Here is a 16775-nt window from a genome sequence, read left to right as displayed (position 1 = left end):
GTACCAGGATCAGCTGGCGTCCAGCCTGTCCGGGCTGACGGCGGTCACGGATCAGTTGCGCGCCAACGCCGCCGGCGTCACCGAGGTCGTCGACGTCGCGCCGCTGCTGCTGCAGAACATCGACCGGACGATGGACCGGCAGCGCGGATTCATCCGGCTGCGCGGTGTGCTCGGCACGGCCCTCTCGGGCGAGATCATCAGCGTGTTCTGCGAGCGCATCCAGATGCGCGCGGACGGCTGCCGGACCGGCAAGGTCGAAGACCTCGGTCCCGACCTCGGATTGACCGCGGCACTGATGGGAATGACGAAATGATCCCTCACCTGTCACGACGGGCCCGGCACACGGTGGTGGCGCTGGCCGCGTCGATCGGTGTGCTGGCCGCGTCGGGCTGCGGCCTCACGGTGGAGAAGGTGCCGCTGCCCAAGCCGGGCCTGCAGGGCGACAGCTACACCCTGCACGCGGTGTTCACCAACGCGCTCAACCTGCCCGACCAGGCCAAGGTCAAGATCGGTGGTTCGGACGTCGGCGTGGTCTCGCACATCGAGACCAAGAACTTCCAGGCCGTCGTCGACCTGACCCTGCGCAAGGACATCGAACTCCCGAAGGGGTCGACCGCCGAACTGCGGCAGGCCACCCCGCTCGGTGACGTCTTCGTCGCGGTGTCCAAGCCCAAGGCCGAGCCGGGCACGGCGATGCTGCGGGACGGCGACACGCTGACCCTGGAGCAGACCTCCGCCGGCGCCACCGTCGAGGAACTGCTGCTGTCGGTCTCGATGCTGTTCAACGGCGGTGGCATCGCGGCGCTGACCAAGCTGACCGCGGAACTGGACTCGGTGGTCGGCGGCCGCCCCGACCAGCTGGCCAACCTGCTGCGCCAGATGACCAGCGTGACGACCACGCTGCACAGCAACAGCGAGCGAATCGACGCCACCCTCAACGGTTTCGGCGCGCTCGCCGACACCATCGAGGCGCGGCACAACGAGCTGGGCCAGGTCGCCGACACGCTGCCGTCGATGATCGGCACCATCGCCGAGAACAACAAGCAGATCGGCGAGCTGCTGACCAAGGTCTCGACCACCAGCGCGGCGCTGGGCGACTACGCGAACACCTCCACCGAGCAGTTGTCGAGTCTGCTCGACAATGTGCACAACCTGATGAGCGCGTTGTCGCAGACCCGCACCGACTTCGGCCCGCTGCTCGACGCCATGCACGACATCCGCCCCGCGGTGGACGCCTCGTTCAAGGGCAACGTCCTCGCTGTCGCCGCGACCCTGACGCAGCTCGACATCGGCCTGATCACCGATCCGGCGCACAGCAAGTTCTACGACCTGCGCGACGCACAGGACATGGTGGGCAGCCTCATTCAGGTATTGCAGATCGTCCAGGGACGAGTGGGAGGCCACCGGTGAGCTGGCTGAAGCGGCACAAACTGCTGCTGTCGAGCGTGGGCCTGGTCGTCGTGTTCCTGGTCGGCGCGACGTACCTGCTGATCAGCGTGATGCGGGTCAATCCGGTGCGGCAGACCTACACGGTCACCGTGGCGCTGGACCGCTCGGGCGGACTGCAGCCGGGCAACGACGTGACGCTGCGCGGCTACCGCGTCGGCAAGGTGAACGACATCAAGCTGTCCGATCACGGCGCGGCGATCTCCGCCGAGGCCGAGATCGACAGCCGCTACCGGATTCCGGTCGACACCCGCGTCGCGGTGCAGGCCCTGTCCGGTGCCGGTGAGCAGTACATCGACTTCCGCCCGGAGACCGACCAGGGACCGTTCCTGGCCAACGGCGCGACGATCAAGTACGACCCGGCGAAGGTCACCACCCCCACCCCCGTGTGGTCGGTGCTCGACAACGCCAGCGCGTTCTTCGACCAGATCGACCCGGACCGCTTCACCACGATCCTGAACGAGCTGGACGTCGCGGTATCCGGCGGCCCCGACCAGATGCGCAGCATGATCGACGCGCTCAGCCTGGTCACCGCCGGTCTGGACAACCTGCTGCCGCAAACCACGAACCTGCTGGCCAACCTGCGCACGATCGCGTCCACGACGTCCAACGCGCAGCCGGACCTGAGCACCCTGACCGCCAATTCGCAGACGCTGTTCGACCAGTTCAACGGCGCCAACGACGAATTGCGCAAGGTGCTCGACACCGCGCCCGCCCAGATGCAGCAGCTCGGCGCCGTACTGGACAAGACCGCGGACCCGATCAGCAGCCTGGCGACCAACTTCGCGGCCATCACCAAGGCGGCGCAGCTGCGGGTCCCGGCGCTGCGGGCGCTGTTCCCCTCGCTGGTCACCGGCGCCTCGGCGATCGGCGTTCCGGCGCACGACAACGAGTTCTACACCATCCTGGACATCTGGCCGCGGCCGTTCTGCGAGTACAACAACACGCCGACCGCGCCGTACGTCATCCAGGACGGCACGCTGCCGAAGTGGAACTACTGCACCAACCCGCCGCCGGACCAGCAGATCCGTGGTTCGGCGAACGCGCCGCGGCCCGCTGTACCCAACAACGGCGCCCAGATGCCGGCCGGAGCCGATCCGAACGAACGGACCCTGCCCCCGGTGCGGTGAGTGTGCCCCCGGCCCGGCGGCGACACCGCCGGTGCGGGCATACTCGCTGACAGAATCCGTCGGCCCGGACGTGTTCGGGCCGATCCGGCTACGCGGTGTGCCGAGCACGCCGGGAAAGTGACGCATCAGTTCATGTCCGATGAAGACGCTGCCAAGGACGACACGAATACCGACGCCGCGGCGAAAGCCGAGGCTGCTCGGCCGCAAGCGGGCTCCGACGCGGACGTGACGGCCAAGTTCGATTCGGGGGACACGGGTAAGGGGGCCGCGGCCGAGTCCGCCGCGAGCAAGGCCGAGGCGAGTAAGACCGAGGCGGGCAAGAGCGACGCCGACAAGAACGCGGCGGCCGAGACCGTGAAGATGAAGTCCGCTGCCTCGGGGGACGAGCCGACGGTGAAACTGGACCGGCCGACGGCCCCGGCGGCCGTCGCCGCGCCGACCGGCGGTGGTGGACGGTCCACCATGTTGCCGATAATCGGCGCTTTCGCCGCAGGTGTGGTCCTGGTCGCGGCGATCGCGGTCGCGGCCGTGTCCTTCTGGCAGGCCAGCGATCGGGGCGGGCAGCTGGACGCGCGCGACGAATCGACCAAGGCGGCCTGCGATTTCGGCCGCCAGGTCGGCACCTACGACGCCAAGAACTTCGACGACTACGTCAAGCGGGTCAAGGACCGGTCCACCGGTGACTGGGCCACGCAGTTCGAGGCCGCCTCGTCCGCGCTGAAGGACATCACCACCCAGGCGCAGGCCCGCTCGGGCATCGACGAGATCCACTGCGCGTGGGAGTCCGGTGACGACGACAAGGCCACCGTGATCATGCTCATCACGCAGAACCAGTCCAAGGCCGCCGCTCCGCAGCCGCAGCACATCACCATCGGCGTGGTCGCGACTATGGAGAAGAAGGGCGACAAGTGGCTGGCCTCGAGCTTCCAGTCGCCGATGATGAACGACATGGGCCCGATCCCCGCTCCGGGCGAGCAGGCCCCGAGCGGCCAGGCCCCCGCGCCGCAGCCCGGCGGATAACCCCGGACATGCCTCCGGCGGTGGGGCCGATCCACCACCGCCGGAGGTTTTCGCAACCGCCCCGCAGCCGGGGCGGCACGATCAGAACAACGTGAGCGCCTCGGACGCCGCGGGAATCTCCCGCGTCCGAGGCGTTTTCGCTGCACCCGGAATCCCGACGATCACCGGCACGGGCTCGGTGACCGCCCCGGCGGCATACGCCTGCGCGGCCGCCTCGGCGATCGCCCCGTCGACCTCCGCGCCCGCCGACACCGAGGTACCCGGCACTTCCGCCGCCTCGTCCGCCCCGGCTCCCGCGCTCACCGCAGTCGCCTCGGGTGCGGACGCCGTGGCTGTTTCGGCGACGCCCGGCACTATCGAGGCGGGTTGTTCACTCGTTGCCGTGACCGCCGCGTGCACCGCAGTCGCCTCGGACGGCGGCACCGCGGAATCCGTGGCCACTCCGATGCTGTCCGGCGCTACCGAGGAGGCGTTCGGGCTCGCCGCCATGGCCTCGGTGGTTGCCGCGGTGATGTTCGCACTCGCTGGCACTTGCACGGCCTCCGGCTTTCCGCCGGCTACCAGCGGGGGCAGGTCGGCGATGCCGGAGGCGGCGGCGTCGGGGGTGGCGGCGGCCGCGCGGGCCGCCTCGCCGGCGAGCTTGTCGGCCTGTTCGTTGAAGTAGTTGCCGACGTGGCCGCGCACCCAGCGGAAGCGCACCGGGCCGGGACGGGAGGCGATGTGGTGGTCGATGTGCTGGACGAGTTCGACGTTCTTCACGGCGCTGCCGGTGGAGGTCTTCCAGCCGTTGAGCCGCCAGCCGGAGATCCACTCGGAGGCGCACTTGATCGCGTAGAGCGAATCGCTCTCGATGAGCAGCGGCTCCGGCCCGGGATGCGCGACTATCGCCTCCAGGACCGCCCGTAGCTCCGCCACCTGATTGGTACCACTGGCCGCGCCGCCGCTGGCCGTGGTGCCCTGATGATCGACCCAGGCCCAGCCGATGGCGCCGCCCGGGTTGCGCAGGCAGGATCCGTCCGTGCTCACGATGATCATGCCCGGTACCCTACGCAATCCGACCGACAAGATCGGTATCGTGGAATTGCTCTATCGCCCTGCGCAATTGCGATTCGCTGCGCCGGACCGCCGAGCGGACGGCCGCGTCGAGCGGCCGGGCGAGCAGGCGCCCCGGCACACCGCGGGCCGGACGGTAGTCGGCCTCGGAGGTCAGCACGGAGCGCCCGTAGCCGAGCGGGTCGAAGCGCAGCGTCAGGGTGCCCAGCGCCGCCCCGGGCGGCTCGGAGTCCGAACGCGCAGGCGCCACCTTCCCCGGCCGGCGCCTGCGCAGTGTGTATCCGATGACCGCGTTGCGGCGGTACTCGGTGATCACACACTCGACCGTGGAACGCCATAAACCCAGGCGGACGGTGACGGTGAACAGCGCCCCCGGCCCGGGGCCGGTTTCGCCGACGGGCTCGAAGGCCGCGACACCGAACATCCAGTCCGGCACGCACACGTGGTTGTCCGTGTACGTGAACGCGACCTCCACCGGCGCACCGACGTCGCTCGCGTACCTGATGTGGCCCATAGGCTGCTCCCCTGTTCCACGGCTGCCGCCAAAAGTACTACAAGAATCCTCTTTAATGAACGGTTATCGGCAAACCGGCGGGAATCGGCAGCAACGAGCGGAAATTCGGTGGCGCGGGCCGCGTTTGGGTCAATTGTCCAATTGATCGGCGATATGGTCCGCGATGGGAAGCGCCGAGGTGGCGGCGGGCGAGGGCGCGTTGAGCACGTGCACCGAGCGCGGGGTGCGCTCGATCAGGAAGTCGTGCGCCAAAGTCCCGTCCGGCAGCACGGCCTGCGCGCGAATACCGGCCGGGCGCGGCAGCAGATCGGCGGCGGTCAGCGCGGGACAGTATTTCCGGCACTGCGCCAGATAGCCGCGCCGGAACACCGAGTTGCGCAATTCCCGCAAACCGGTGCGGACGTTCGCGGCGGCGACACGGTGAAATCCGCGGTAGCCCAGGATGTCCCGGGCATCGCGCAGATCGATGCTGCCCTTGCGGTAGCCCTCGCGGGCCAGGCCCAGCACGGCATTCGGCCCGACGGTCAGCGCGCCGTCGATGGTCGGGCTCAGGTGGACCCCGAGGAACGGCAGCTCCGGATCCGGAATCGGGTAGATGAGCGTGTGCACGAGATCCGCACGCGCGGGCGGCAACTGGTAGTACTCGCCGCGAAAGGGGATGATGCGCAGGGCGATCCGCAGTCCGGCCAGCCGGGCCAGCCGGTCGGCCTGCAAACCCGCGCAGACCACCAGCCGCCGGGCCCGCCAGGTGCCGGTGGGCCCGGAAACCGTTACCGCGTCGGAGTTCTCGTCGATCGCCGCCACCGGCGCGCCGAGCACGATCTCGCCACCGGCGACCCGCACCTGCTCGGCCAGCGCCTCGGTGACGCGGGTGTAGTCGATGATGCCGGTGTCGGGCACGAACAGCGCGCCGACGCCGGTGACCTGCGGCTCCCGCCGCGCGAGCTCGGCCGCGTCGAGCCGCTCCACGTCGACCCCGTTGGTCACCGACCGCTCGTACAGCGCCAGCATCCGCTCGTGTTCCGCGGCGTCGGTGGCCACCAGCAACTTTCCGCACACGCGGAACGGAATGCCGTGCGCCGCGGCGAATTCCTTGGTCCACGCCGCACCGCTGCGGCAGTAGCGCGCCTTGAGACTGCCCGGCGCGTAATAGATCCCGGAGTGGATGACACCGCTGTTGTGCCCGGTCTGGTGGGCGGCGAGCGCGTCCGCCTTCTCCACCAGCACCAGGCTCGCGCCCGGCCGCCGCCGCAGGATCCGGTACGCGGTCGCCACCCCGACGATGCCGCCCCCGATGACGCAGTAGTCGTACACGACAGCAGTCTCACACACTCCGTGAGCGCCGCGCCGACTCCTAGGCCGTATCGGGCGAGTCCGACTGTGCCACCGGGATTTCCGTGAACTCGGGCGCTGCCGGAGCGGCCTCCGGGCGCACCGTACCCGCGTGTCCGTCGGGAGCCGCCTCCGGGTGCGCGGTGCCCGCGTGTCCGTCGGAAGCCGCCTCCGGGTGCGCCGTGCTCGCGTGGCCCTCGGGCGCGATGGCCGGTGCGGGTTCGGCGTGCCGCTGCCACTGCATGCCGTGCCGGCCGAGCCGCGGATCGGAGACGGCGAAGCTGACCTCGCCGCTCTTGGTGTCGAAATCGGTGCGCAGCTGGGTCACGCCGGTGGTGCCGCCGCGTGCCCGGTCGCCCAATCGGTCGGCGAGCGTGGTGAATACGTTCGTGTCCACCGTCATCGACAGCGAATCCGGTTGTGCCGTCGCGACATTCGCCCCGACGTAGGTGTCGCCGGGCAGCCGCAGCCGCCCGCCCATGCCGGGCCGTTCGGCCGGGGCCGCCGCCGGTGCGGTCGGCACCACGGTGCGGTCGAGTAGTCGCACGGCCTCCGGTGCGCGCGGCGCGAACAGCGCGACCGGCAGCGGGCGGCTTTCGGCCACCAAGCCCACCAGGCTGGAAGTGGTTGCGCCGCCCGGCGATTCGCGCAGGCCGGGCTCGGGTGCCTGCTCCGGCGCGGCCGCCTCGGGTGCGGGACCCGCGGCCGGGTGGCGGTCGGATTCGGCGATCTGATTGACGATGTAGGTGCCGGCGGCCACGGTGAGCCCGATGGAAGCCATTCCGGCGAAGACGACGGCGGTGTGCTGCAGGATCTGGGCCGGTCGGCGAGTGCTGCGACGTTGCGTCGCCGGATGTTGCGACATCACGGTGCGTCCTTCCGTCTCCCCTTGTTCCCCTCTACGGGCGCCGGCCCACACCGTTGAAAGCCGTACGCATGTCCAGACTACTGTGCCGCGCGGTACCCCATCGGGCGGGTGCGGTCAAGATCACAATGGCAACCCGCGCACATGCGACTATTCGGACGCACATTGCGGTGGCGTACCCGGCAAACGCCGTTGTCGCCATGCGAATTTCCCGGTATCGGGCGAAAGCCGACTACTTTGTTCGTCAGGTGTTTCCAGTCGAGAACGCCTGGGTAAACAGTCATTTAGCTGGCGGAGCGCTTGCTTCGACTGCCAACTCGAACCTCCGGCCAATGGCGTCCGGTCGGCCACAGGCACGGCGCACCCAAAGCCGGCGCCCGTCAGCTCCCACTCCGCCGCAATCGTCCGGCGATCAGCGTTGAGCGAATTGTCCTGCGGGACGGCCGGTTCCGGGGGGACCCGCGAAGGCCTGGGCGATCGTCAGCCACTCCGCCGCTTCGTCGCCCACCGTGGTCAGGGTCAGATCGTCGCGATGACGGCGCTGCGTCACCAGCAGGCATAAATCCAGCGCGGTTCCGGAGATTCGCTGCGCGGCGTCGGCCGGACCCCAGCTCCACATCTCCCCGTTCGGCCCGGCCAGATCGATCCGGAATTCCTCGGCCGGTGCGTTCCGGCCGTGCACCAGGTAGGCGAAGTTGCGGGTGCGCACGCCGATGTGGGCGATGTTGCGCAGCCGCGCGGTCGCGGTGCGGCGCACGCCGAGCGCGTCGGCCACGTCCTGCCCGTGCGCCCAGGTCTCCATCAGCCGGGCGCTGATCATCGAGGCCGTGCTCATCGGCGGCCCGAACCAGGGCAATTTGGTACCGGCGGGCACGGTGTGCAGGGCGTCGACCAGCGCGGTCCGGCCGCGGCGCCAGCGGTCGAGCAACTCGGGCGGCGGGGTGGCGGCGGCCTTTTCGGCGGCCTCGTCGACGAACGTGAGGACCTTCGACTCGGCGGCGCGCACCAATTCGGCGAAGGCCTCGGGATCGGTCGCCGACAGCGTCGCGACCTCGTCGGTCCAGGCCAGATGCCCGATCTGATGGGCGATGGTCCAGCCAGCCGCAGGGGTGGCGCGAGACCAATCTGCCACACTCAGCGGGGCGACCAGGCCGTCGAGATCCGCGCACTCGGCCTCGAAATCGGCGAGCAGGGCCGCGGGATCGGCGCGGCCGGGTCGGTCGTTCGCGTTGTTGCCCGCCATGCGCTTCAGCATGGCAACCGGGTTCGAAAAATGCAAGCGCGCGTGCTTGTTATTGCCTCACCAGCCGAACAGCACCAGGTGCACGCCGCCGACCGCCAATCCGAGCAACGCGCCGTGCAGGTACAGCAGCCAGGCGTCCTGCTCGACGGACGCGTAGAACATCTCCATGAACTCGCCGGGCGTGAGTTCCTGCAGTTTGCGTGCGGCGAACTCGTCGATCTTCTTGGCCTGCTCCAGCGCGAACTCCTCGTCCTCCACCAGGCTCGGCGCCAGGCCGACCGCCGCGCCCGCCGCACCGACCTTGAGATTGTCGAACTGCCGCCGCCCGAATGCCGCGCGCACCACCGAGGTGGTCGGGCCGAGCTGGCGATAGATCTCGTCGGCGATCAGCTGCTCGACCAACTGGCGGGTCTTGTCGCCGTTGGGTCCGTCGAGCAGTTCGTTGGCCAGGTTGGGCAGCGTGAGCACCTGGTAGGCCAGGATGTGGGCGAGATCCGCCGCCGCCTGCGGCTGCCGCTTGGCCAGCAGCGCCTGCTTCCACAGATACCGGTAGCGCGGTTGCGGATCGCCGGGCTCGAACACCATCTTGATCGCGAACACGTTGACGAGCACGCCGATCGCCGCGGCCGCCGCCAGGATCATCACCCACGCCGGGATCCAGCCGATCACCGGAATGTCGTGGTGCACTTGCAGATACAGCGCCAGCAGCAGTCCGAACGGCGCGCCCAGCAGACCGATGCGCACCATGAACCTCAGCTCCGGCGCCGCGATGGTGGTGGTGAGGTCCTTGAGGATGTACGGATTGGTCTGCAGGTAGCGGATCACGAAACTCTTGATGTCGATGAGCTGGTCGACATTGTCGCCCAGCCGCTCGAAACCGCGGCGGGTCAGCGCGGGCAGCTCCCGCTCCACGCGCTGATAGAGGATCTGGCGCGCCGAGCGCGGCACCGCCCGCCACAGTTCGGGGTTCTCCCGGTACATCACCTCGTCGACGATCGGCTGCACCTGTTTGCGCGCCACCTCGGCGATGTAGTCGGCGATGCCCTCCAAGTCGAGTTCGTGGATGAATTCGCGCGGGCTGCCGATGCGCATGATCGCCATGTCGACGCAGATGCTCGCCATCTTCTCCGCGCGGGCCGGGATGAAGCCCTGGAAGCCGAGCCGCTTGCCGTCGCCGGAGAACGTCGGCAGCACCTGCACCCGCCGCGGGAAGTACGGATACAGCAGGGCCAGGCCCGGAATCCGGATGCCGCGGAAGAAGACCGGCCAGAACAGCATCAGCACGCCGGTCCAGTTCGTGAGCCAGCCGGCGATCGCGCTGAACACCGGGAACGTCACCAGGTCGACCACGAATTTCGGCTGGCCGGTCAGCTGTTCCCAATCGATGAACACTCCGCCCGCGAGTGTCGTCATCGTCTGGGTCCCCCTCGAGCCGGTCGGAGATGCTTCGCGACGAGCCTATCCCGGAACGGGGGACCGTGGTCGCCGAAGGGGCCCGCGACCGGGCCGCTACGGCTTCAGCACGAGGCGAATCGGGTTGCCCTGCTTGGCTTCCAAGGCGTGCACGGCCTTCTCCGCGTCGGCCAGCGGCAGCACGGCGCTCACCGAGCGAGCGAAGTCGACGCGATGCAGGCTCTGCAGCCGGACCAGCTCGGTGACGTGCTCGGGCGACGATCCGTAGTGCCCGCGCAGCTGCTGCTGGAAGAAGCTGAACGCGGTGCCGCCGCTGATCGTGATCGGCTTGTCGGTGAGCCCCACCAGCACCAGCCGGCCGCCCGGTCCCAGGCACACCACCGCCTGCTCGCGCACCGCGGCCACCCCGGCGAAATCGAACGCCGCGGCCAGGCCCGCGCCGTGCGTGGCGGCGTAGATCTTCGTGCGCAGATCCGGTTCGGCGGGGTCGAATGCCAGGTCCGCGCCGAATTCCAGCGCGCGCTGCCGGGCGGCGGGCAGCGGGTCGACCGCGATGATCGGCGCGGCGCCGACCAGCCGCAGCAGCTGCACCGCGTGCGCGCCGAGCCCGCCGACACCCCAGACGCCGACCGGTTCCGCGGCCCGCACCTGCGCGGTCGCGGTGATCGCCGCCCACGGCGTGGACACCGCGTCGGGGATGAAACAGGCCTGCTCGAACGGCAGGTCGTCGGGAATGGGCACCAGCGTGTCGGTCCGCGCCAGCGCGTATTCGGCCCACCCGCCGTCATAGTCCACCCCGCGCGTGTACACCGCCCCGTTGCGCTGCTCCCCCGCCTGCAACAACACCCGATCCCCCACCTTCGGCCCGGTGACCCCCGGCCCCAGCGCATGCACCGTCCCCGCCACCTCGTGCCCGAGCGTCACGGTATCGCCGTTGAGAAACAACGGCGTCAACGTCCCATCGATCAAATGCACATCCGACAGACACACCCCCGCCGCCTCGACCTTCACCACCACATGCCCCGGCTCCGGCTCCGGCTCCGGCACCTCATCCACACTCAACCGCCGCTCCGGCCCCAGGTGAAGGCGTGCTGCCAGCATCATTAGCTCCTCGCACTAGGCTCGTAGGGCCCCAAGCCCCACACCATCCGCCCCCGATTCAACACCCTCCACCCCAACTCCGGCACCACGCCTACTCCCGGGACGGTCTCATGGGTGTACCCGGGCTTACTTCCCTTCCAGCACCGGCACGATCGTCGACGCGATATCCACCGCGCCGGCGCAGGACCTGTCGGGGAAACTACCGTCCAGCAGCAGCCCGTAGTCACTCATCCGCACGAGCAGCAAGCACTGCCCCGGAAATTGCTTGTTACTCGCGAGCGTGCCGTCGCGAGCATCCACCCGCACCCGCTGAAACGAATAGTTGGCCGAGATCTTCGAGTGCTCGAGGTAGTCGAGGGTCATATTGGTGGCTTCGAGATAGAAGGCCACCCTCTGATCTGCATCCCCCACCTGGCACCCGCTGAATCTCAACTCCGGATCCTCGATGACCTGCGCATACGATTTCGGCTTCCGCACGGCCAGCCCGTCTCTCGCGAGCACTTCGGCGGGGACCGCATCGCAAGGATCGAGCCGGGGGCCGGCGCCGCTCAGCGCGGTCGCCGAAACTTCCGTACCCTTCGGCGTTTCGGTCTCATCGCCACAGCTCTCCAGTGTGACCAAGGCCGCCACCAGAAGGACCGCACGGAAGAGCTTCCGACACGCGGCAAGCGTCATTTGTCCTCACCCCCGGCGACTTTGGCGCCTCCGGAAACGTATCGGTCGATTTCTTCGGGGCTCGTGGCGAGACCGGTGACGGCGAGGTCGTTGTACGCTCCGCCGTACCGGTCCCGGTAGACATCGAGCACGCTTTGCGGGATCGGCGCGTCGCTGGCCCCGTTCGCTCGGATTATCCGGTCGTCGAAATCGAGGTTGGCGCTGCTCTCGACGTCCTGGACGCGAGGGAACTGGACGACGACCGGGTCCGGTTTCGGGTTCCATTTCTCGATCGCCGAGTCGATACCTTGATCCCGCATATCGCCGATCAGGCTGTGCACGATCTCGCCGCCCGGCAGTTTGTTTACTGCCTCGTTGGTCGCGCCTTCGACGAGACTTTTCGCGATCTCGGCGGCCTTCTGCTTGGTGTCGTGTATTTCCTGCTGATGCGAGTAGCCGTCGATCGCGTCGTGTACGTCCTGATAGGTCGCGGCGTTCAGGATCGCGTTGTCGATGCGCGCGTCCACGCCGGCCAACATCCGAGGTGTATTCACCAGATCCGGGTCCTGGCCGTGGACCATCCGATCGATCACGGCGGCGTCGTATGTCTGGCGGGACGTTTCCAGGTAGAGCTTGCCCTGATCGGACTGGGCAGCGAGGAAGAGCAGCCGTTCGGCGTCCGGGGTGGCCAGGTGTGCGTTGCCGTTCTCGATTCCGCCGTGCGGATTGAAACCGGCGAACGAGTCGATGTTCGGAGCCAGTGTCTTGGCCAGTCCGGTCGCGAGTTCGGGATTCTTCGCGAAGGCGTCGGTATTCAGCTGGAAGACGGACTTGCCGTCCTGCGTCAGAAGCTTGCCGGCGTCGTCGTGCGGGGCGAAGAAGTCCGGCAGTTCGGTGAACGCGTCGCGCGACAGGTCACCCATCCGGCCTCGGTCGTGGGTGTGTTCACCGATCCAGTCGTACAGACCGGCTGCTGTCTTGCCCTGGTCGTCCCATTCGTGCGTGAGCACTGCGGCGCTGAACTTCGAGGGGTCGTAATTGCCGTCGTGCCGGAAATCGTTGCCGACGGCTCCGAACGACAGGTCCGAGGGCAACGCTACGCCGCTGTGTGAGTTCTTCCCGGTGAGTAGTTGGTACGCGGCCTCATGGTTGCTGGTTCCCAGCTCGGTGTATCGCTTCGCGGCAGCCTCCAGCGCATCCTTGCCGGGCTGGTTGAAGAACCCGTCGGAGTCGATGGAACCGGACGGGGTGAGGTCGCGCCAGTAACCGTTGGTCCATTGGTTGATATGCGGGTCCTTGCCATCGAGGTAGGCTGCGAGACTGGCGCCTTGGCGCCCGAGTTCGGTACCGAAAGTGGTACCGGGCGGCATGCCTTGATCGGCGTGCGACATGATGCCGGCGAACTTGACTCGATCGGTGAGAGACTTCTGGAATTCGTTCGGGCCTTGTGGCGCGACCTTGCCCCAATCGGCATCCTCGAGGCGTCCCGACACCAGCTTGCGAATGTCGGGCGGCAGCTGGTTGTAATCGCCGGGCGCGACGAGCTTGCCAGTGGGATCCAGCGCGACGCCGATTTTCTCGTTCGACACCATCATCAGGCCGTCCGCGATGGCACTCTGTGTCGCGGCCGCCGCCGGCGCCGTGGGGCTGCCGGGCTGATTCCGGCTGTCGAGATAGTCGCCGAGTGACAGCAGCCCGTCCTTGCCGAGGTCCTGATAGAACTCTTTGTAGTAATCACGCAGTTCGGCCGGGACGGTGACATCCTTGCCGTCCTGCAAGGCCTGCAGGTCCGCAGTGGACAGAACGTCCTGCGGCAGATGCGAGAGGATCTCGTCGATGCGGGCGGTGTCGTTGTCGCGCAAGGCATCCGCGAGCGCGCGACCGTCCTGTTCGCCGAGGCGCGCGCCGGCGGCGGCGGATCGGTCGGCGGACACGTCCAGACCGGAACCGAGCAGGTCACCCGCGGCGCGGATGTACTCGGCATGCTCGGTGATTTTCGTGGCGCCGTCGCTGATCGCGGTCTCGAGTTCGTGGTAGGCGGTATTGATCAGACCTTGGTGGGAGGAGACCGCGTCGGTGTCCGCACCGGAAACCTCCCAGCCGTCGCCGACCGCGAGACCCGCACCGATCGCATCGTCGACTTTGCTCAGCAACACCGTGCGATGCGAGTCGAGGCTGGAAGCGACCGCCTGCAGGATCCCGGGCAGATCCTCGACTTCGACAAGGAGTTTCCGGCCCTGTTCGTGGTCTTGGCCGACGCGGTCGTAGGCGGCGTCATAGGCCTTGCCGGACCACACGGACCCCACCTCGGTGAAATGGTTCTTGGTCCGGTCCAGCTCGGTCCGGCAGGACTGGGCGGCAGTGGTGACGGCGGTGGCCAGTTCGGTCAAACGGCCGGTATTCCAGCCCCGCACCTGTGACTGGGTGGGCATCAGCGGCCTCCGAGCTGGTGCACGTCCAGGTCGTCCATCACCTTGGCGAATTGTTCGTCGGTGGTCTGAATGTTGGCCGCGCACTCGGTCACCTTCTGCCCGACCAATTGCATGCGGCCGGCGACCCGAAGGAACGCGCCCTCGATGAATTCACCTGCCTGTGCGCATGCCTGCGCGACGGCACAGCCCTGGAGCGCGTCGGCCATATGGTCGGATACCGAGCGCACATCGATCGCGTCGACGTTCTTACCCGCATCTCCGAGTACCGTCACCAATTTGTTCAGCTGGTCGATATCGGCCTTCAGCATCGCGCCCCCCTCGGCTACGGATCGAATCTCGGCCGACAGATATTAGCAGCGGCGTGGTGGTGGCGCCGGGTCTCGGAAAGCGGTTGCAGGCGGCGGGAACTGCTGGATCAGGCTGTCGGCGGCCGGATCGGCGTCGGTCTGTTTCAGGGGTTGGGGGTGTGGTGGAGGCGGGCGGCTTGGCGGGTGAGGTGTTCTCGTTCGGGGAGGGTGGTGGCTTTGTGGGCGGCTTCGGTGTAGAGGGTGGCGGCTTGGGTTGTGTCGCCGGCTTTTTCGTGGAGGTAGGCGCGGGCGGCGGTGTGGCGGGGGAGGTCGGGGTCGAGGTCGGCGAGGGCGGACAGGCCGGCTCGGGGGCCGTCGGCCTCGCCTATCGCGACCGCTCGGTTGAGGCGGATCACGGGGGTGTCGGTGAGGTGGAGTAGTTCGTCGTACCACTCGACGATCTGGATCCAGTCGGTTTCGGCGGCGGTGGGGGCGTCGGCGTGCAGGGCGGCGATCGCGGCCTGGGCCTGGTATTCGCCGAGGCGGTCGCGGGCCAGGGCGGCCTGGAGGATGGTGACGCCCTCGGCGATCATGCCGGTGTCCCAACGGGATCGGTCCTGTTCGGCGAGCGGGACGAGGCTGCCGCCGGGGCCGGTGCGCGAAGCCCGGCGGGCATGGTGCAGCAGCATCAGGGCGAGCAGGCCCGCGACCTCGGGCTCGTCGGTGGTGGCGGCGAGCTGGCGGGTGAGGCGGATGGCCTCGGCGGCCAGGTCGACGTCCCCGCCGTAGCCCTCGTTGAACACCAGGTAGAGCACGCGCAGCACCGTCGCGAGGTCGCCGGGCCGGTCCAGCGGCAGGCCCGCGATGCTCCGCTTGGCCCGGCTGATCCGTTGCGCCATGGTCGCTTCGGGGACCAGGTAGGCCGCGGCGATCTGCCGAGTGGTCAGGCCGCCGACGGCGCGCAAGGTCAGCGCGACGGCCGACCCCGGCGACAGCGACGGGTGCGCGCAGAGGAAATACAGCCACAGCGAGTCGTCCGTGGCGGGCACCGGCCCCGCCGCCGGCTCCTCCTCGACCGCGAGTTCCCTTCCGCGCCGGGAAGTCTCGGCGCGGGTGGTGTCGAGGAACTTGCGCCACGCGACGGTGACCAGCCACCCCTTCGCATCGCGCGGCGGTTCGTCCGCCCACGTCTCCAGCGCCCGGATCAGCGCCTCCTGCACGGCGTCCTCGGCCGCGGCGAAGTCCGCGCCGCGTCGGACGAGGACGCCGATCACCGCGGGCACGAGTTCCCGCAGCAGCGCCTCGTTCACTCGGTCACCGTAGGCAATTCGCTGAAGAACGGCCGCACCTCGAGCCACTCCTGAATCGGCTCGCCGCCCGCGCCCGGCGCCGCGGACAACTCACCGGCCAGTTCGACCGCCCGGTCCCAGGTCTCGACGTCGATGATCATCCACCCGGCGATCAGATCCTTGGTCTCCGCGAAGGGCCCGTCGGTTACGGGCGGGCGACCCTCGCCGCCGGAGCGGACGAAGGCGCCCTGCGGCGACAGCGCCTGCATGTCCACGAATTCGCCACTGGACCGGAGCTGCTCGGCGAAGTTCTCCATGTACTGCATGTGGGCCGTCACCTCCTCCGGCGTCCACCGGTCCATCGGCACGTCGTTGACCGGCGCGGGCGCGCCGCGGTAGTGCTTGAGCAGCAGGTATTTGGCCATGATGTTCTCCTCGGTGCGTTGCGGCCCATTCCGGCCGGATCGGTCGATTCAGGCGTTCTGACGCTCGGCCCGCTGCCGGACCAGCTCCTCGACCGCGGAGGGCAGCGTGTTCTCGAAGTCGATGAGCTTGGCCCAGGTCGGGGTGATCACGATGCGCACCATGCCGTCGTAGAGCGAGCGCACCTCGGCCTCCCACTCGACGCGCTGCTCGGGCGTCATCTCGTAGCTGCCGTTCATCTGCAGGTACTCCTCCGGAATGCCGTCCACCACGTCCAGTTCCACCCGCCCCCGCAGCAGCAGGATCTTCGGCGGGTGCACCTCGGTGTCGATCGTCAGCGCGACCTCGGGATTGTGCCGCAACGAGTGCAGCTTAGGGGCGTTCTTGGTGGTGCAGACCACGATCTGCGAGCCGTTCCAGGTGAAGGCGATCGGAATATTGCGGGGCGTGCCGTCCTTGGCCACGTAGGCCATCCGCAGCAGGTCGCGGCCCAGCAGCTCCCGGCTGATCGGCCGGTTCAGGATCTCGGTGATCTCGTTCTGGTTCATGGTGTCGCTCCTTGCTCGTCGTCGA

At 68.5% G+C, this 16775-nt stretch carries 15 protein-coding genes and 2 pseudogenes; 4 read left to right on the top strand and 13 right to left on the bottom strand.

What is annotated here, in order from left to right; translation table 11 throughout:
- From IU476_RS33845 to IU476_RS33830, 4 genes and pseudogenes are all read left to right on the top strand, one after another.
- Nucleotides 1-313 (top strand): annotated as a pseudogene (locus IU476_RS33845) (mammalian cell entry protein); the annotation flags it as partial.
- The gene (locus IU476_RS33840) at nt 310-1410 is read left to right on the top strand and encodes an MCE family protein (RefSeq protein ID WP_195106403.1); all 1101 of its coding nucleotides are present in this window, start codon (nt 310-312) and stop codon (nt 1408-1410) included. The pseudogene IU476_RS33845 and the gene IU476_RS33840, both read left to right, overlap by 4 nt.
- Nucleotides 1407-2576: an MlaD family protein gene (locus IU476_RS33835; protein WP_324194542.1), complete on the top strand. Its 1170-nt coding sequence runs from the start codon at nt 1407-1409 to the stop codon at nt 2574-2576. Before IU476_RS33840 ends, IU476_RS33835 begins: the two co-directional genes overlap by 4 nt.
- A gap of 132 nt (nt 2577-2708) precedes the next feature.
- Nucleotides 2709-3596: a hypothetical protein gene (locus IU476_RS33830; RefSeq protein WP_195106402.1), complete on the top strand. Its 888-nt coding sequence runs from the start codon at nt 2709-2711 to the stop codon at nt 3594-3596.
- Nucleotides 3597-4088: 492 nt separating this feature from the next.
- Here IU476_RS33830 and IU476_RS33825 read toward each other — a convergent pair.
- The 13 genes and pseudogenes from IU476_RS33825 to IU476_RS33765 form a co-directional block, all read right to left on the bottom strand.
- Nucleotides 4089-4631: pseudogene (locus IU476_RS33825) on the bottom strand (ribonuclease H family protein); the annotation flags it as partial.
- Between the two features lie 10 nt (nt 4632-4641).
- Complete coding sequence (locus IU476_RS33820; RefSeq protein WP_195106401.1) at nt 4642-5163, bottom strand: SRPBCC family protein; 522 nt, start codon at nt 5161-5163, stop codon at nt 4642-4644.
- Nucleotides 5164-5292: 129 nt separating this feature from the next.
- Nucleotides 5293-6477, bottom strand: coding sequence for an L-2-hydroxyglutarate dehydrogenase (gene lhgD / locus IU476_RS33815; RefSeq protein WP_195106400.1), 1185 nt, complete (start codon nt 6475-6477; stop codon nt 5293-5295).
- 40 nt (nt 6478-6517) lie between these two features.
- A complete protein-coding gene (locus IU476_RS33810) occupies nt 6518-7360 on the bottom strand; it encodes a hypothetical protein (RefSeq protein WP_195106399.1) in 843 nt (280 codons plus the stop codon).
- Nucleotides 7361-7772: 412 nt separating this feature from the next.
- Nucleotides 7773-8603 carry a TIGR03084 family metal-binding protein gene (locus IU476_RS33805; protein WP_195106398.1) on the bottom strand — a complete coding sequence of 277 codons (831 nt, stop codon included), beginning with the start codon at nt 8601-8603 and terminating at the stop codon, nt 7773-7775.
- A 57-nt stretch (nt 8604-8660) separates the two neighbouring features.
- Nucleotides 8661-10016 carry a DUF445 domain-containing protein gene (locus tag IU476_RS33800; protein ID WP_195106397.1) on the bottom strand — a complete coding sequence of 452 codons (1356 nt, stop codon included), beginning with the start codon at nt 10014-10016 and terminating at the stop codon, nt 8661-8663.
- 96 nt (nt 10017-10112) lie between these two features.
- Nucleotides 10113-11072 carry a zinc-binding dehydrogenase gene (locus tag IU476_RS33795; RefSeq protein WP_324194544.1) on the bottom strand — a complete coding sequence of 320 codons (960 nt, stop codon included), beginning with the start codon at nt 11070-11072 and terminating at the stop codon, nt 10113-10115.
- A gap of 171 nt (nt 11073-11243) precedes the next feature.
- Nucleotides 11244-11792, bottom strand: coding sequence for a DUF3558 family protein (locus IU476_RS33790; RefSeq protein WP_195106395.1), 549 nt, complete (start codon nt 11790-11792; stop codon nt 11244-11246).
- Nucleotides 11789-14161, bottom strand: a complete 2373-nt coding sequence (locus tag IU476_RS33785) for a TPR repeat domain-containing protein (RefSeq protein ID WP_195106394.1) — start codon at nt 14159-14161, stop codon at nt 11789-11791. The genes IU476_RS33790 and IU476_RS33785 overlap by 4 nt, the downstream gene beginning before the upstream one ends.
- Nucleotides 14162-14202: 41 nt before the next feature.
- Nucleotides 14203-14511 (bottom strand): hypothetical protein, encoded by a 309-nt coding sequence (locus IU476_RS33780; RefSeq protein ID WP_195106393.1) that lies wholly within the window; start codon nt 14509-14511, stop codon nt 14203-14205.
- A gap of 143 nt (nt 14512-14654) precedes the next feature.
- Nucleotides 14655-15800: an RNA polymerase sigma factor gene (locus IU476_RS33775; RefSeq protein ID WP_195106392.1), complete on the bottom strand. Its 1146-nt coding sequence runs from the start codon at nt 15798-15800 to the stop codon at nt 14655-14657.
- Nucleotides 15797-16204, bottom strand: a complete 408-nt coding sequence (locus IU476_RS33770) for a YciI family protein (RefSeq protein WP_195106391.1) — start codon at nt 16202-16204, stop codon at nt 15797-15799. The genes IU476_RS33775 and IU476_RS33770 overlap by 4 nt, the downstream gene beginning before the upstream one ends.
- 48 nt (nt 16205-16252) lie before the next feature.
- Nucleotides 16253-16750, bottom strand: a complete 498-nt coding sequence (locus IU476_RS33765; protein ID WP_195106390.1) for a pyridoxamine 5'-phosphate oxidase family protein — start codon at nt 16748-16750, stop codon at nt 16253-16255.
- Nucleotides 16751-16775 lie beyond the last annotated feature (25 nt).

Source organism: Nocardia blacklockiae, assembly GCF_015477355.1.
In the GTDB taxonomy this organism is placed as follows: domain Bacteria; phylum Actinomycetota; class Actinomycetes; order Mycobacteriales; family Mycobacteriaceae; genus Nocardia; species Nocardia blacklockiae.
Note: the sequence above shows the minus strand (reverse complement) of the source record. Positions and strands in the feature narration are given on the sequence as shown.

Excerpts from the sequence above, each read along its gene's own strand:
- IU476_RS33840 (WP_195106403.1), top strand. The coding sequence starts at position 310 with ATGATCCCTCACCTGTCACGACGGGCCCGGCACACGGTGGTGGCGCTG.
- IU476_RS33830 (WP_195106402.1), top strand. The coding sequence starts at position 2,709 with ATGTCCGATGAAGACGCTGCCAAGGACGACACGAATACCGACGCCGCG.
- IU476_RS33820 (WP_195106401.1), bottom strand. The coding sequence starts at position 5,163 with ATGGGCCACATCAGGTACGCGAGCGACGTCGGTGCGCCGGTGGAGGTC.
- IU476_RS33810 (WP_195106399.1), bottom strand. The coding sequence starts at position 7,360 with ATGTCGCAACATCCGGCGACGCAACGTCGCAGCACTCGCCGACCGGCC.
- IU476_RS33805 (WP_195106398.1), bottom strand. The coding sequence starts at position 8,603 with ATGGCGGGCAACAACGCGAACGACCGACCCGGCCGCGCCGATCCCGCG.
- IU476_RS33800 (WP_195106397.1), bottom strand. The coding sequence starts at position 10,016 with ATGACGACACTCGCGGGCGGAGTGTTCATCGATTGGGAACAGCTGACC.
- IU476_RS33790 (WP_195106395.1), bottom strand. The coding sequence starts at position 11,792 with ATGACGCTTGCCGCGTGTCGGAAGCTCTTCCGTGCGGTCCTTCTGGTG.
- IU476_RS33780 (WP_195106393.1), bottom strand. The coding sequence starts at position 14,511 with ATGCTGAAGGCCGATATCGACCAGCTGAACAAATTGGTGACGGTACTC.
- IU476_RS33770 (WP_195106391.1), bottom strand. The coding sequence starts at position 16,204 with ATGGCCAAATACCTGCTGCTCAAGCACTACCGCGGCGCGCCCGCGCCG.
- IU476_RS33765 (WP_195106390.1), bottom strand. The coding sequence starts at position 16,750 with ATGAACCAGAACGAGATCACCGAGATCCTGAACCGGCCGATCAGCCGG.